Source organism: uncultured Tateyamaria sp. (genome assembly GCF_947503705.1).
GTDB lineage: Bacteria > Pseudomonadota > Alphaproteobacteria > Rhodobacterales > Rhodobacteraceae > Tateyamaria.
Window position 1 is genome coordinate 142,955 of record NZ_CANNES010000007.1, and the last position, 14,860, is coordinate 157,814.

Sequence of the window (14,860 nt, forward strand, 5' to 3'; positions counted from 1 at the left end):
CGAGAAATGAGTGTCGGGACAGTCGGGTATACCTGACCCACCACGAAAAAGGGCCGATCCCTGCGGACCGGCCCCAACCTCATACGGAATCGTATGGGTTATTCGTCTTCGAGCGCTTCGACGGCTTTCTGAAGGTCATCCTTGCTGACCTCCTTGTCGGTCACGGTCGCGTTTTCCACGATGTGGTCGACAACCTTGTCCTCGAACAAGGGCGCGCGCAGCTGCTGCTGCATCTGCTGGTTTTGCTGAACGAATTCAACGAACTGACGTTCCTGACCGGGATACTGGCGGGCCTGCGCCATCACGGCCTGGTTCATTTCGCCATCGGTGACTTCAACCGCAGCCTTTTGGCCAAGTTCGGCCAAGAGCAGGCCCAGACGCACGCGGCGTTCGGCCAGTTCAGTGTGCTCTGCTGTAGGCTCGACCTCGGGGTGGTCATGCCCTTCGACCTCGGGGTTTTCCTCGTGCCAGAGCTGGTGCGCGATCTGCTTGGCCTCGGCCTCGACCAGCGAGGGGGGCAGATCAAAGCTGACGGCCGTGTCGAGCTGATCCAGAAGAGCGCGCTTCATCACGGCGCGGGCAGCACCTGCATATTCGCTCTCCAGCTGCTCGCCGATGCGGGTTTTCAGCGTAGCGAGGTCTTCGGCCCCGAATTTGGTGGCCAGCTCGTCGTTGATCTCGGCAGCAACCGGCTCTTTGACCTCGTGAACGGTGCAGTCAAATACGGCTTCTTTACCCGCCAGGTGTTCAGCCTGATATTCTTCGGGGAAAGAGACCGTTACGGCCTTCTCTTCGCCCGCTTTTACGCCGACAAGCTGTTCTTCGAAACCCGGGATGAAGGAGTTGGAGCCCAAAACCAAAGCGTGGCCTTCGGCAGCACCGCCTTCAAAGGCTTCGCCGTCGATCTTGCCCACGAAATCCATCACAACCTGGTCGCCGTCCTTGGCTTTGGCGCCCTTCTTGCGGTCCTTGAAATCCTGGGCGTTCTTGGCCAGAGATTCCAGGGTCTCGTCAATTTCGGCGTCGCCTGCCTTGACCACCAAACGCTCCAGCGTCAGCTTTGCCAGGTCCACCTCGGGGATCTCGGGCAGTGCCTCATAGGACAGGTCCACCGACACGTCGTCGCCTTCTTTCCAGTCCTCATTGGTCATCTTGACCTCGGGCTGCATGGCGGGGCGGTCGCCCGACGCCTCAAAATGATCGGACATGGCGCCATCAATGCTTTCCTGCATCGCTTCGCCCATCAGGCGCTGGCCAAACTGCTTTTTAAGCAGCGCCATAGGCACTTTGCCCTTGCGAAAGCCCTTCATTTCAACGTCAGGCTGCGCCTCGACCAGCTTTTCGTTGACCTTCGCGTCCAATTCAGCGGCGGTCACGGTGATGGCATAGCCGCGTTTCAGACCTTCGTTCAGCGTCTCGGTGACCTGCATGTGTGCTCCCATAGCAAATGGCCCCCGGATGGGGGTTTTTTCGAAATTCGCGCCCTTCTATGCACGGCGCGGGCCTAGTGCAAGCGGATAGGGTCGCAATGGCCAAAATCGCGCCCGGCCGGTCCGCGTCACCCGGCCGGGCGGGGCAAAACAAACACTATCTCCGATGCGGGTGTCATGTATTAATAGTTTAGTAAGCCTGTTGGCGCACACCTGTTGGTCTGACGGTTCAGCCACCGAGGGAGGTTTTCATGGTTCGCCTGTTGAGTGTGTGTATTTTGGCGTTGGCGCTTGTCGCGCAACAGGCGGGGGCCGAGCCTCGCGCGCTGAAGGTTGTGGCCGACGAATGGCCCCCCTTTTCCGGTGCGGCCTTGCCCAATCAGGGCATGTCGCTGGATGTGATTTCCACCGTGCTGCGCCGTGCAGGGTACACCGTTGAAACCCAGGTTATGCCCTGGGCGCGCATCATCGCCAGCGCCAAGACCGATACGGTGGACATTGTCGGCAGCCTTTTTGCCGATACTGAACAGGCCACCTATCTCAATTACGCCAACCCGTTTCATACCACACGCATCCAACTGGTCCGCAGGCTGGGCAGCGACATCACGTTCCGCGATGTGCCATCCCTGCAACCTTACAGTTTTGCCGTAGGAGACGGGTTTCTCTATGAGCCTGAATTCGACCGCGCCGATTACCTGCAAAAGCAGACTGTCACGACGACATTGCAGGCCATGCAGATGGTCGCCTTTGGTCGTGTTGACCTGACCCTGGACAGTGTCGATGTGGTGAACTTTGCCATGCAGAACGAGGATCCCCGCCTGCAAGAACGGGTTGAGATCGCGCCGGGCGTGATGGCCCATCAGGGCATCCACATGGCGGTGCGCCGCACCCTTGACGGCAACGAACAGATCGTCGCCGATTTCAACGCAACCTTGGCCCAGATGCAAAGTGACGGCAGTCTGGACGCCCTGCTTGCCGTACATGTGGGGCAACCGTTGATGGAATGACCCGCTTTTTCGCCAAGGAATGGCTGGCCGTCCGGTTGGTCTTTATGTCGCTGCTCATCGGCTCTGTGCTGTCGGTCTTTTCGACCAGCGTGCAGCTGGCGACCAGTTTTGTGCGCCAAAAAGGCGAGGCGGTGGAAGTCCTGGACCAGATCGAAAGCGCCTTGGCGGATTCTCTGCAACAAGCCCTTTGGACCTTTGATTTTGCACAGGTGGAGATCATCCTGGACGGTTTGAAATCCAGCCCCAGCGTGTCCTTTGTGGAATTGGACACCCCAACGGGGCATCATTGGGAACGCGGCTCCGCCAGCGCCGCTGCGCTGGTGCGCACCTATCCCTTGACCCAGACCACGGACGACGGAACCGTCATGGAGCTGGGCCTTCTGCGCGTGGTTCTCACCGTGGAAGAGATTGTCAGCCGTGTCTGGGCGGAATTCTGGATCATCTTCAGCTCGAACCTGGCCAAGGCCTATGTTGCTGCAATCGCTCTGCTCTATGTGGTTTACCGGCTGATGACCCGCCACATGCGCCGAATTGTCCAACATGTGAATGACCCCACCCCGGTCGAGGTCAAACCGGCCTTGGTGCTGGAGCGGGAGCCGCGGATGTACCCCGACGACCTCGACCATGTGGTCAGCGCGGTGACCGCATCGGAAAACCGGGCGCGCGCAACGCTGAGCAACCTCAGGACCGAGATTGCCGAACGGGCCCAGGCCGAGGCAGAGGCACGCACCGCACTGTCAATCCGCTCAAAATTTCTGGGCACCATCAGCCACGAGGTCCGCACCCCGCTCAATGCCATCATGGGGCTTTTGCACCTGATCGAAACGAACGAGGACGTCCCGAAACAGCAACGCCATTATGCCGAGGTGGCCACAAAGGCGGCCCACCAACTCATGGATCAGCTTTCCAATGCGCTGGACATGTCGCGGCTGGAATCGGAAACCTCACGCATCAGCCCCGAGCCGACTGACATTCGCGTGCTGGCCACCCAATGGGGAGAAACGGCCCAGGCCAGCGCCCATTACCGCAACAAGGACATCACGGTGCATACCCGGATTGATCCCGCGTTGGACGATCAGTATCTCGTGGATGGCGCGCGGCTGACGCAGATCGTGACCAACCTGACCGACAATGCGGTCAAACTGACGCCGCAGGGCCATATCGACATCGCGATTGCCCCGATCATAACCCACATGGCCCGGGATGTGACGAGCCATGGGCTTGAAATCGCGATCTCTGACACCGGGCCCGGCATCAACGAGGCCGACCGCGCGCGCATCTTTGAAGTCTTTGCACAATTGGACGACAGCATCGAGCGCAGCCACGGCGGCGCGGGCCTTGGCCTTGCGATCAGTCGCGAACTGGCCCACCGCCTCGGCGGCACCCTGCAAGTCAGCAACATTGAAAGAAGTGGTTACCGAACCACATTCCTGTTAACCCTCCCCCACAACTACAGGTTGGAGTCTCAAAGTGAGCGCGCGCAAAAAAGTTCTGTTGGTTGAAGACGACGAGTTCACCCGTTTCATGATGAAGGAAATCATCGCAACGTTGGGCGTTGATGTGGAGATTGCGACCAACGGTCAGGACGGCTGTGACGTGATTGCCGCCGCCCCCGAAAGCTTTGGGTTGATCCTGATGGACCTGCACATGCCGCAGATGTCGGGCATCGACGCCACCCGACAGATCAGGGCGCTGCCCGCCAATCCGCCTTGCGACGTGCCCATTATCGCCTTGACGGCGGACGTGACCTACCACGACACGATGCGGGTCAAGAAACTGGGCATGAACGGATTTGCCAGCAAACCCGTCACCCCCGGCCAATTGCTGGCCCTGATCGACGAACACTGCTCCGCAGCCTGAAAACAATTTCGATACCGCGTCCTGTTATGACGCACCGGTATCACCCAAGGACCAGGTTATGACACCGACACCTTCCGCCAAAGACGCGGCAAAAACCAAATCCGCGCAAGGCCCGGACACATCCGACGCCATAGAGGCGACCGACACGCCCGCGGCCCCGCCCCGCTTTGTTGGCATCGCCGCCTCGGCAGGCGGCCTTGAGGCAGTGTCGCTCCTGGCCCAGCACCTGCCGCGCAATCTGAATGCCGTCTACGTGGTCGCCCAGCACATGTCGCCCACCCACAAAAGCATGCTGGCGACCCTGATCGGGCGCGAAACGCGCCTGCCCGTGCACGAGATGACCCCCGAAACCACGCCAGAGGCAGACGCAATCTATGTCTCGCCGCCCAACACGGACGTGATTTACGAGGACGGCCTGCTCAAGCTGCGCCAGCCGTCAGTGCACCCGGCCTCGCCCAAACCGTCGGCGGACCGGTTGTTCAAAAGCCTGGTCAAGGAATGCGGCGAGGCTTGCGTTGGCATCGTCTTGTCCGGCACCGGATCGGATGGCAGCTATGGTGTGCAGGCGATCCGCGAGGCGGGCGGCATCACCATCGCCCAAGAGCCGGGCACCGCAAAATATGATGGCATGCCCACCTCGGCGCTCCAGACAGGTTGCATCGACCTGACCCTGGCCCCCGACCTCATCGGAACGCATCTGGAAAAAATCCTGGCCCGTCCGCGCAATTTCGATGACCTGCAAAGCCTCAATGACGCGCCCAACCCGCTGGGTGAGCTTTTTGGGATCCTGTTGGCCCGCACCCATGTGGATTTCCGCGACTACAAGGAAAACACGCTGAACCGGCGCATCGCGCGGCGTATGGTGGCGCTCGATATCCAGGAATACGACGACTACGTCGATTATTGCCGATCTCGGGTGGACGAGGTGGATGCGCTGCACCGCGATCTGCTGATCTCGGTCACCCGCTTTTTCCGCGACCCCGACCAATTCGACAAATTGCGCGGCGAAATGGCCAAAGTGCTGTCGCGAGGCAAGACCGGCCCGCTGCGGATCTGGGTGGTGGGCTGTGCCACGGGCGAAGAGGCCTATTCGATCGCGATCATGATCGCGGAAATCCTCGGCGGCATCGACATGCTGGCGGTACGCGGTGTTCAGGTCTTTGCCACCGACATCGACCAGAACGCCATCGATATTGCACGCAAGGGTGTGTACCCCATTGCCGCCGCCTCCGACATCCCCGCCGAGTATCTGGCCAACTATTTCAATGTCGGCGAAACCGACATCACCGTGCGACCCGAATTGCGCGCCGTGACCTTGTTTTCGCACCACAACATTTTTCAGGACCCCCCCTTTATCAACGTCGACCTGGTCACCATTCGCAACGTGCTGATCTATTTTAACCTGGCCCTTCAGGAACGCGTGCTCAGCCGCTTGCACTACGCGTTGGCGGCCGGTGGATTGCTCTTTGTGGGCACTTCGGAAACCGTGGGCGAGATGAGCGTATTTTTTGAGGCGCGCAGCAATGCCGACAAGGTGTTTGGCAAACGCAGCAGCATTTCCGGCGAATTGTCAGTTGAGCCCGGTGCCCGAACCTACCAGCGCGAGCGCCGCAACAGCTCTGCCAAGTCGGGCAAAACGACCCCTGCCCTGGCCGCCGAGGCGGACCTGTCGCTGGCCCGGGCCGTGGCCCCCAATGGCATGATCTGCACCCGCAACGGCAGTATCATCGAGGTTTTGGGCGATCTGAGCCCCTTTATCGAAATCCGGGCGGGGGCAACCACCTCGCTCAATGTAAAAATGCTGATCGAGCCTCTCAGAACCGAAGTGACCAGCCTCTTGTCGGTCGCCGTGCGCAACGAGACCCGCCGCTCGGGTCGCTGGCACAGTGTAAGTCTGCCCGTGGGCAACCGTGTCCGGTTGCAGGTCTTTCCCTTCAGTTCCAAGTCGGGGGGCGAGATGCAGTGCCTTGTCGCGGTCGACGCCAAATTCGAAGAGATACAGGAAAGCCGCCTGACTGAGTTGGAAGACGCCGATCAACGCGCCTATGTCGAACGGATGGAGCTTGAAATCCGCTCCACCCAGGAGGCGTTGCAGCAGACCATCGAAGAGTTGCAGACCGCGAATGAGGAACTGCAATCCACCAATGAGGAAATGCAGTCCACCAACGAGGAATTCCAGGCCACCAACGAAGAGTTGGAAACCTCCAACGAAGAGTTGCAATCCACCAATGAGGAACTGCTGACCGTCAACGAAGAGTTGCAGATCAGCTCTGCTGAACGCCACGCACTCGCCTCTGAGCTGGAGGCGATGATGACCACCGCGCCCTATGCCGTGGCCCTGGCCGATCAGGCCCTGATCGTGCGCCGTTTGTCGGCGGTGGCCATGCGCCTCTTTGGTCTGGTGGAACTGCCTCCCACCGGCATCCACCTCAGCCAATGTACCCTGCCCGGCGGTTTTCCGGCCCTGGCCCCCATCGCCAATTCGGTGCTGCGCCTTCAGGAAACCCGCCGCATCCCCATCCTGTCCGAGGGGAAGTATTATTCGATGGTCCTGTCGCCGGTTCATGATCTGCACCGCAAGCTTATCGGCCTCTCGATCACCGTGACTCAATATGACAGCGAACCACTGGCCCATATCGTCGAGATGATGGGCGATGTGACCAAGGTTGCCCACTGGAGCTACAACCTCGACACCAAGGACCTGCTGTGGTCCAACCGCATGTTCACCATCCACGGGCTGGACAATTCCGGCGAGATGCCCACCTGGGATATCGCTCTCAGCCTGATCCATCCAGAGGATCGCGAGGCCGAGATGACGGCCGTGAACAACCTGATCCGCGATGGCGGCAATTACCAGTTTGAACGCCGCGCCTTTGGCCCGGGCGGCCGCGTGCTGACGATGCGGGGCAGCACCATGTTGACCAAGGACGCCGAGGGCAATCCAGTGCAACTGATTGGCGTGTTGTGGGACACCGCCGAACAGACCGAACAGACGATCCGCCTGTCGAACATGGAGAACGTGCACTCTGATCTGGGTATTGGGGTTTTCTCCTTTGATGTGCGCAACAATCAGGCCGAGTGGAACACATTCCTCTTTGATGTTCTGGGCTATAACCCCGTGACCCACAGCCCTTCCGTTGAAAGCCTTTTGGCTCGCATCCACCCCGATCAAAGGGCCGAGGCCGCCGAGCGGTTCCAGACTGCCCTGACCGAGGGCAGCAGTTTTGAACTCAACTGCCTGGTGGTTCAGCCGGACGGGTCGCAAAGCACCTGTGAAATACATGGCAAGGTGCGGCGGGAACGCGGCGGGCGGGTCTCTCATGTCTTTGGCAGTGTCCAGTGCCGCGCCAGCCGCGACGCCGAACCAATACCGCTGTCCCAAACCCTTTGAGCACCAAGGGCGGGCCTTAACCCAATCTTTACCTTGTCGGGGACAAGTTGCGCGCAACGGAATTCGCGACTGGACCCGCTTGAATGGATGCTGCGGCCCCTGACACCCACTCTGACCTGGCGCGTTTGCGCGCGCTGACCCGCGATGTGCATCTGTCCCTTCTGGCGATGGAGCAGTTGGCCCACACCGCCGCCCATGATCTGCGTACGCCGCTGAACACGCTGTCTGGTCTGCTTCAGCTTTTTGACACCAAGTTCGCGGATGACCTCCCAGAGGCGGGCCGCGAATATCTCAACTATATGGGCAAAGCCGTGCAGCAGATGGAGGAACTGACCACCCGTTTTCAGGACGATGCGCGGCGTGCAGGCGCAGATGTGCCGCGCCAACCGGTTGACCTGCATGCAGCCTTGCTCGATCTGCGTTCAAACGTGAAAACCGCCCGGCTGAGCGTTATCGGCACCCCGTTTTTCGTCACTGCGCAGCCCGATCTGCTGGCCATGTTGCTGCGGGGCCTTGTCGATGACGCCTCGCGCGCGGATCAACCGCCGGGCCCTGTCACGCTCCAGCTGATCCTGCACCGCCAGGACGGATTGCGCCAACTGACCTTGCGCGACCAACGTCGCACTTTCGACCAAAGCGCCATTCCCAGAGCACTGCACGCACGCGATACCGGTGGTTTGGCCACCTGTGCCCGCATCTGCCGTCACCACGGTTGGGAGTTGTCTTCCGCACCCGGCGCGGACGGCGGCACCGACCACACGGTATCGTTCGGACGCTGAAACGATGGCCGATTACTCTGAATTTGAACCGTATTCTTCACGAACCGTGCGCCCGCTTCAGCAGTTCTTTACCCCGCGCCCCTATCGGTACCCCCATTGAGAAGACGGAGACGATTATGGCAATGGTATTGCTACTCGAAGACGACGCGGGCCTCAGGTTCACATTTGCACAGACCCTTGAGGATGCGGGCCACACCGTCATTAGCGTCGCCGACAATGACGCCGCTTTGGCGCAATTGCGCAAATGCACGCCGGATGTCCTGTTGCTTGACCTCATGATCAATGGCGCTTTTTCCACCGATGTGGCCGATTATGCGGGCTATGCAGCGCCCGATGCGGCGGTGATCTATGTCACCGGCAGCGGACTTTTCCCAAAGGGAGAGCTTTTCCGGATGTCGCGCAACGCCCGTTGGGTGCTGCGCAAACCAGTGGATCTGGGTGATCTGGCCAATATGGTCGAACACGCCTGCGCACAGGCCAGTGTCAACCCCCCGCAATTGCCATTATGCCCGGTGGCGGCTGCCAAGAAAATCGGCTGAACCGCCCCGTCAAACAGGGGATGGTTCCGCGTCCTGCGGATGACCGGCCAGGGCCACGCGACGCGCCCAAAACCGGCTTTTGACCCAGCGCCGTTCGCGCGCATACACGGCGTGGCGCGCCTCCAGATACTCCTGCACACCTTTGGCCACGCTGTCGCTGTAGGCCTGCATCGCGCCCCGATCCTGCGCCAGGTAAGCGTCCGACGCTTGAATGGCGGTCCACAGCGCCGTCGTCATCCCGTGGGACGACAATGGATCAAAGGCAGCCGCCGCATCACCGATAGCCACCCACCCCGCCCCGATCGCAGGCGCAACCCAGCTGCTGTTTGTGGTGATCCGCCGGGGCACGCTCTGCATTGCAAAACCATAATCGCGCAGATAGGCACCGATGGCTTCCGGCACGCGCGCCTGCGTTTCAAGCGCTGCATTCTTGAACCCCGGCAGGTCCGCGTCTGTGTAAAAATTTACAACCGCGCGATTGTCGGCAAGCAGGGACATGTACCACCAGCCCCGTTCTTCGGCCTCGATGAGGGTCACGGGGCGCGGGGCCTCGCCGTTTTCGCACGCAAAAACGGCATATTGACAGGCAAGCTTATCTGCCTGAAAGCGCGCAGCATATTGCCCGGCCACCACCGCCTTGCGCCCCGTCGCGTCAAAGACAAAGCCCGCTTTGACCGCCTGCCCAGCCACATCCAGATGCCAGCACCCATCCACAACGGTTACGCCCGTCACGTCCTCTTCGAACCGCGTGGCCCCTGCCGCAATGGCCTGGGCGGTCAGCGCATCTTCGAAGGCACCGCGATCCAGGACGGTGGGTGGCCCTTCAAGCTGAACAATTGCGTTGCGCGCAACCAACAGATTACTGCCCCAGGCCGAATAGGTGCCATGGGCGTGGCGGTGCACTTGCGCGCGCAGCATCGCATCCGAGCCAAGCGTTTTCAGCAGCGGAATGGCCGCAGCACTCAGATGTTCACCTGGCTTGAACGCATTCCCGCGCGGGGCGGCAATCCACAAGGGCCGCGCCCCACCTTGCGCCAAACGCAAAGCGGCCGCCGCCCCCGCAATCCCACCGCCCAAGACGGCCACATCATGGATCAATTGGGCAGCATCCCCTGGCTTGGCCGCCAGTCAAACCGCGTTTCCATATTATCGGCATGCTGCATTTCGACAAAGACATCGCCGCGCGGCGAGGGCATGCGCACGACAAAGCCCATGCGCTCCCAGACGGTGATCATGTTGGTGATGCCGTCCCAATAGCTGCCGTTGGCGTGATAGCCGATGCCCGCCACGCCGCGCGACCAACTTATGCGACTGTCCAGAAACTTGTCGCGTTCGTCTTGCGTCAACCCATCGTCAAGAGCGGCGGCATAATACGCCTCGGGCAACACATCGATGGGCAACAGGGCGGGCCACCACACGGCCGTCGGATAGTTCTGCTGCATCAGCACCTGCTGGCAACTGAACGCGTCGCACTGCCAGGGCAAACCCATCCAGCGCGTCAGATCGCCCGCCATTTGCGGCCCGATCGGGGGCGGCGTGTCGCCAAACCCATTGAACGCGACATCCGGCGTCAAAAGCCGCCCGAGGTTCTGGTTCAGGCTGTCGCGGTCCCCATGGGCGATGCGGAAAAGCTCGGCCCCGTCGTCATATTCATGCGCATACATTTCCTTGAGGCGCAGGTAATAGGTCAGCTCAACGCCCGGATGGAATGCACCCCCTGACAGCGGCTCCAACGCGGCCTGGGTCAGCGCACCGGGCTGCAATTCCAGCGGAATATCGTCAAAACTGGCGTAATCCGTGACCGCATCTTCGGCCGCCTGACCGTTATAGTCATCGACAAAGGCCCCCGCCGCCCAGGCCCTCAGATACTCGTATTGCAGCTTGGGGAACTGGAACCATTGCAGCGGGCTGCCATCGTAATTCACGCCATCGCCCAGCATATAGGGGATTTTCAGCCGCTCTTCGATATAGGCGCTGTCGGTCAGGTTATAGGGGTCGCGGAAGAGGTCAAAGATCTCCATCCGAAACGCCTCATTTTCAGGGCTCGGATCGGCCAGGCGGGCCACATATGCAGGATCGCCCAGATCACCGATGGCCATCCAGCCCTGGCGCAGATTGGCCGCCTGCGTCACCCATTCCATCAGGGCGATGCGGCGGAAAGTCGGATAGATATAGGTCATGAACGAGATTGGCAGATCGGGCAAATCGGCCCAGCCCGCCTGCACGTTCATATCCGCAACCACATCGTACATGGTAGTGATGGGCGGGATTTCGGGGGCAAAATTCGGGCCCACACAAGCCACCCAGGATGGTTCGGCCTCAAACACTTCACCGTTGATCTCGACGCTGGCTGTCACCGGACCGTCGCACCAATCATCATGCCACGCATTGTTGTCGGCAAAGCTCGTGATTGCCGCGCCACTGGGCGAATTGGACACCCCATCGGGCGGAACAACCATCAACCGTCCCGCATCATCTGTGCGCAATTGCCCCAAGCCCACCGCGGCGGCATCAGCCTGCCCGCCCCAGAACGTGCCTTCGAACTGATAATCCGGATCGCCACCGCCCGCATTCGTATCCGCGCCAGAGATTTCGAGCAAACCGCCATCAATGATCAGGTTTTCCTCGCGATCCTGATCGGACACAAAATACTGATTGCGCTTTTGCGAGGGCAGTCCGGGGGCCAGATCGCCATTGTCGAGCGGGTTGTTAAAGCCATACCAATTGGCCTTGGTATTGGCCAAATGCACGCCCCAAGTGATGCCGTCCCCGGTCACTTCCCCGATGATATTGTCCTCATCATCAAAGGCGTAGACGCGAAAACGCTGAACCTGCTTCTTGACCTTCTCCAACCCGTCCTTGAAATTTCCATCCGCAGGCATGGGCGGAAGACCCGGGACTTCGGGCGCATAAAACCAGCTTTCCGCGCCGCCGACCCGGCAAATGCCGATGGCAGGATAAATCCGAACCTTCGCCACGGCCGCACCGGATGGGGCCGCACCATAGGCGCTTCGTGTGTCGATATTGGCCCGTGCGGGCATCGGCGCACCCGCGATCAGGGCGGCACTGGACGCCATGCCCAAAAATTGGCGGCGCGAGGCGTGAGTGGAATGATCGGTCATAATAAAATCCTGAAAATAGTTGCCTTCGGGGGGCAGCGTCTACGCAAAGCCGGAAAAAATCAACTCTAGGCTGTAGGTTCGCGCCGTTTCCGTCACCCTTTTGCGATGGCACCGGCGACCGCGCGCACTGTTGCGCCGCGCAATGGGCCCGTGGCACAAACCGCCCAGAGGCCGTGGTCGCGACAAAACCGGTTTTGTGCGCGGATGGTGCGCGCGGTCATTTGCCCATTGATCCGCCCCCCATACAGCCCCCGCGCCCGCAGCTCTTTTTGCAACACGCGCACCCAGGCATTCTTGTTGATCCAAAACGCGGTGCTGGCGGCGCGGGCGTAGTTCTGCGGCTCCGTTTCGGCCAGCGTGGCCTCAACCCTGGTCCAGAATTGGCTTGGCGCGATCAGCGCCGCTATGCGGATACGTTCAGCAGAAAGAACACGGTCACTGATCCCCGGAACGGCTGCTAAATCCTGCCTCAACTTTGTCCCTTTTGTTCCCCCAAGCCGCGCGAGATAGACCAAGGCCGCTTCGGCAAAGCGTGCATCCCCTGACAGTCCTGCGGCCACCACCTGCGCCACGACGCGCTCGGGCGCAGAGCCGGGCAAACGGCCCCAGTTGTGGCGCTGGATCAAGTCACGCGCCGCCTGTGCATCCCCTGCCGCGGCAAGCTGTTCCAGCAATTCACGCCCAAAGGCCCGGTCTGACGCATCGCCAAAATGCCGATCCACATGCGATGTCGCCAACAGGCGTTCGGTGCCGGGCAAGCCCGCCGCCGCCCCGGTTTCGAGCAGGGTCAAGGCCGCCTCTGCCTGCCCCATATCCATCAGGGTCCGAGCCAGCGACGCGGTCGACCAAGGCCGTCCAGCGGCGACGGCGCGCGCATACCAATCGCGCGCCGCCTCCAGGTTTTGCGGGGTGCCACGGCCGTGGCGATAGTAGCCCCCCAATCGATCCATCGCAGGCACATGCCCCTCCCGGGCCAGGGTGTGCATCGCGTGAAAGGCCGCATCCGGATCGGCCCTTTCCTGCAAGATGATCGTTTGAAACAGTGCGCCCTGGCCCTGCGCCTGGGCCGCCCCGACCAAAGCCAAAACCGCCGAAATGGCGTAAACGACATGTTTCATGCGAACCTCCCCTTCCCGGCTCCACCGCTTAAAACAGCAGCAAATCCAACGTGTTGTTGTAAAAGCTGTTGCCGCCATCCGCGTGATCCACGATCAGGATGCTTTGCGCACCAGACAAGGTGATCAGGATGTCACCATTGTCCTGTTGCGTGATGTGATCCGCGACCCATGCGTCAAAGTCACTCTGCGCCGCAACCAGATCAAAGGCGGTCAGGTCGATGGTGTCGGCATTGCCGCCATAGGCTTTGAAATCGGTGATCGTGTCCCGGAAAAAGCCGTTATCGGCCTCAAATACAAACACATCCGCGCCGCCGCCACCGGTCAGCGTATTGATCCCCGTGCCACCCGACAACATATCCTGCCCCGCGCCGCCATTCAGCACATCCGCACCACTGCCACCGTCCAGCGTGTCATGGCCCCAGGATCCGTCAAGGGTGTCAGCCCCCGCGCCGCCCAACAACACGTCATCGCCCGACCCGCCGTTCAACAGGTCGCCGCCGGTGCCGCCGTCCAGACTGTCTGCGCCACCACCGCCCGACAGCAGATCGACGCCGCCCCCGCCGTCCAGCGTGTCATGGCCTGAATGGCCCAACAGCGTGTCATTGCCGGTGCCGCCCGCCAAGGCGTCATGGCCCAGACCGCCGCCCAAAAGGTCCGCGCCGCCATCGCCCGACAGCACATCATCGCCGTCGCCGCCAGCCAGAATGTCGTTGCCGCTCCCACCGCTCAGCGTGTCGTTGTCGGCACGCCCATAAAGCGTGTCAGCGCCAGTCCCGCCGCTCAGGTCGTCATTGCCGCTGCCCCCGGCCAGCCGGTCATTGCCCGCGTCCCCGCGCAGCACGTCATCATCGTCACCGCCCCACAGGCTGTCCGCGCCGATGCCGCCACTCAGGTCATCCTGACCGGCGCCGCCATGCATCCGGTCATGGCCGAAACCGCCACCCAGAACGTCGTCGCCATCCGCACCGTAAAGGCGGTCGTGCCCTGCATCCCCGGTCATTGCATCCGATCCGGTGCCGCCGAACAGGGCGTCAGCGCCCGTGCCGCCTTCCAGCACATCATGCCCGGCCCCGCCAAAAAGGCGGTCGATACCGTCCTCACCCGCAACGCTGTCGTCACCCTCGGCGCCGTGCAGCCGGTCATCGCCACCGCCACCGGCCAGCGTGTCGCCCTCGGCCCCGCCAAACAGGCGATCGGTGCCCGCATCCCCGGCCATGGTATCCGCACCGGTCCCGCCATACAGACGGTCATTGCCCGTGCCACCTGACATCTCGTCGTTGCCGGCACCGCCCCAAAGCCGGTCGTCAATGCCGCCCCCAGCACCTGTGCCAGCACCGGTCACGTCGCCACCATTGATGACGTCATTGCCCGCGCCGCCAAAAATGCGGTCGGCCCCCGCATCCCCATTCAGCGCATCATCGCCCAGCCCGCCACGCAGGGTGTCAGCCCCGGATGCGCCATGCACCGTGTCGTCGCCGCCCTGGGCATAGACCTGATCGGCGCTGTTGCCGCTGTCGATGCTGTCATCGCCTGCCTTGGCATGGACGCGGTCACTGCCTGCACCGCCGTCAATCGTGTCGGCCTCAGCCGTGCCATAGATATGTCGTGTCATTG

At 61.4% G+C, this 14,860-nt stretch carries 11 protein-coding genes; 6 read left to right on the plus strand and 5 right to left on the minus strand.

The window, feature by feature from the left end; all coding sequences use genetic code 11:
* Nucleotides 1–98: 98 nt before the first annotated feature.
* On the minus strand, nt 99–1,430 hold the full coding sequence (tig, locus tag Q1A44_RS15865) for a trigger factor (protein WP_299627244.1): 1,332 nt from the start codon (nt 1,428–1,430) through the stop codon (nt 99–101).
* Nucleotides 1,431–1,681: 251 nt separating this feature from the next.
* On the opposite strand from tig, the gene Q1A44_RS15870 reads away from it, so the two are divergent.
* From Q1A44_RS15870 to Q1A44_RS15895, 6 genes are all read left to right on the plus strand, one after another.
* On the plus strand, nt 1,682–2,437 hold the full coding sequence (locus Q1A44_RS15870; RefSeq protein WP_299627246.1) for a transporter substrate-binding domain-containing protein: 756 nt from the start codon (nt 1,682–1,684) through the stop codon (nt 2,435–2,437).
* Nucleotides 2,434–3,939, plus strand: a complete 1,506-nt coding sequence (locus Q1A44_RS15875) for an ATP-binding protein (protein ID WP_299627248.1) — start codon at nt 2,434–2,436, stop codon at nt 3,937–3,939. The genes Q1A44_RS15870 and Q1A44_RS15875 overlap by 4 nt, the downstream gene beginning before the upstream one ends.
* Nucleotides 3,908–4,297 (plus strand): response regulator, encoded by a 390-nt coding sequence (locus tag Q1A44_RS15880; RefSeq protein WP_299627250.1) that lies wholly within the window; start codon nt 3,908–3,910, stop codon nt 4,295–4,297. The genes Q1A44_RS15875 and Q1A44_RS15880 overlap by 32 nt, the downstream gene beginning before the upstream one ends.
* A 58-nt stretch (nt 4,298–4,355) precedes the next feature.
* Nucleotides 4,356–7,688, plus strand: coding sequence for a chemotaxis protein CheB (locus Q1A44_RS15885; protein WP_299627252.1), 3,333 nt, complete (start codon nt 4,356–4,358; stop codon nt 7,686–7,688).
* 83 nt (nt 7,689–7,771) lie between these two features.
* On the plus strand, nt 7,772–8,467 hold the full coding sequence (locus tag Q1A44_RS15890; RefSeq protein ID WP_299627254.1) for a HAMP domain-containing sensor histidine kinase: 696 nt from the start codon (nt 7,772–7,774) through the stop codon (nt 8,465–8,467).
* Nucleotides 8,468–8,583: 116 nt separating this feature from the next.
* Nucleotides 8,584–9,006 carry a response regulator gene (locus Q1A44_RS15895; RefSeq protein ID WP_299627256.1) on the plus strand — a complete coding sequence of 141 codons (423 nt, stop codon included), beginning with the start codon at nt 8,584–8,586 and terminating at the stop codon, nt 9,004–9,006.
* 9 nt (nt 9,007–9,015) lie between these two features.
* Here Q1A44_RS15895 and goxB read toward each other — a convergent pair whose 3' ends face one another.
* From goxB to Q1A44_RS15915, 4 genes are all read right to left on the minus strand, one after another.
* Nucleotides 9,016–10,104: a glycine oxidase maturase GoxB gene (gene goxB / locus Q1A44_RS15900; RefSeq protein ID WP_299627258.1), complete on the minus strand. Its 1,089-nt coding sequence runs from the start codon at nt 10,102–10,104 to the stop codon at nt 9,016–9,018.
* Nucleotides 10,101–12,128 (minus strand): CTQ-dependent glycine oxidase GoxA, encoded by a 2,028-nt coding sequence (goxA, locus tag Q1A44_RS15905; RefSeq protein WP_299627260.1) that lies wholly within the window; start codon nt 12,126–12,128, stop codon nt 10,101–10,103. The genes goxB and goxA overlap by 4 nt, the downstream gene beginning before the upstream one ends.
* Before the next feature lie 92 nt (nt 12,129–12,220).
* The gene (locus Q1A44_RS15910) at nt 12,221–13,246 is read right to left on the minus strand and encodes a hypothetical protein (protein WP_299627262.1); all 1,026 of its coding nucleotides are present in this window, start codon (nt 13,244–13,246) and stop codon (nt 12,221–12,223) included.
* Nucleotides 13,247–13,274: 28 nt separating this feature from the next.
* On the minus strand, nt 13,275–14,858 hold the full coding sequence (locus tag Q1A44_RS15915) for a calcium-binding protein (RefSeq protein WP_299627264.1): 1,584 nt from the start codon (nt 14,856–14,858) through the stop codon (nt 13,275–13,277).
* Nucleotides 14,859–14,860: the final 2 nt, after the last annotated feature.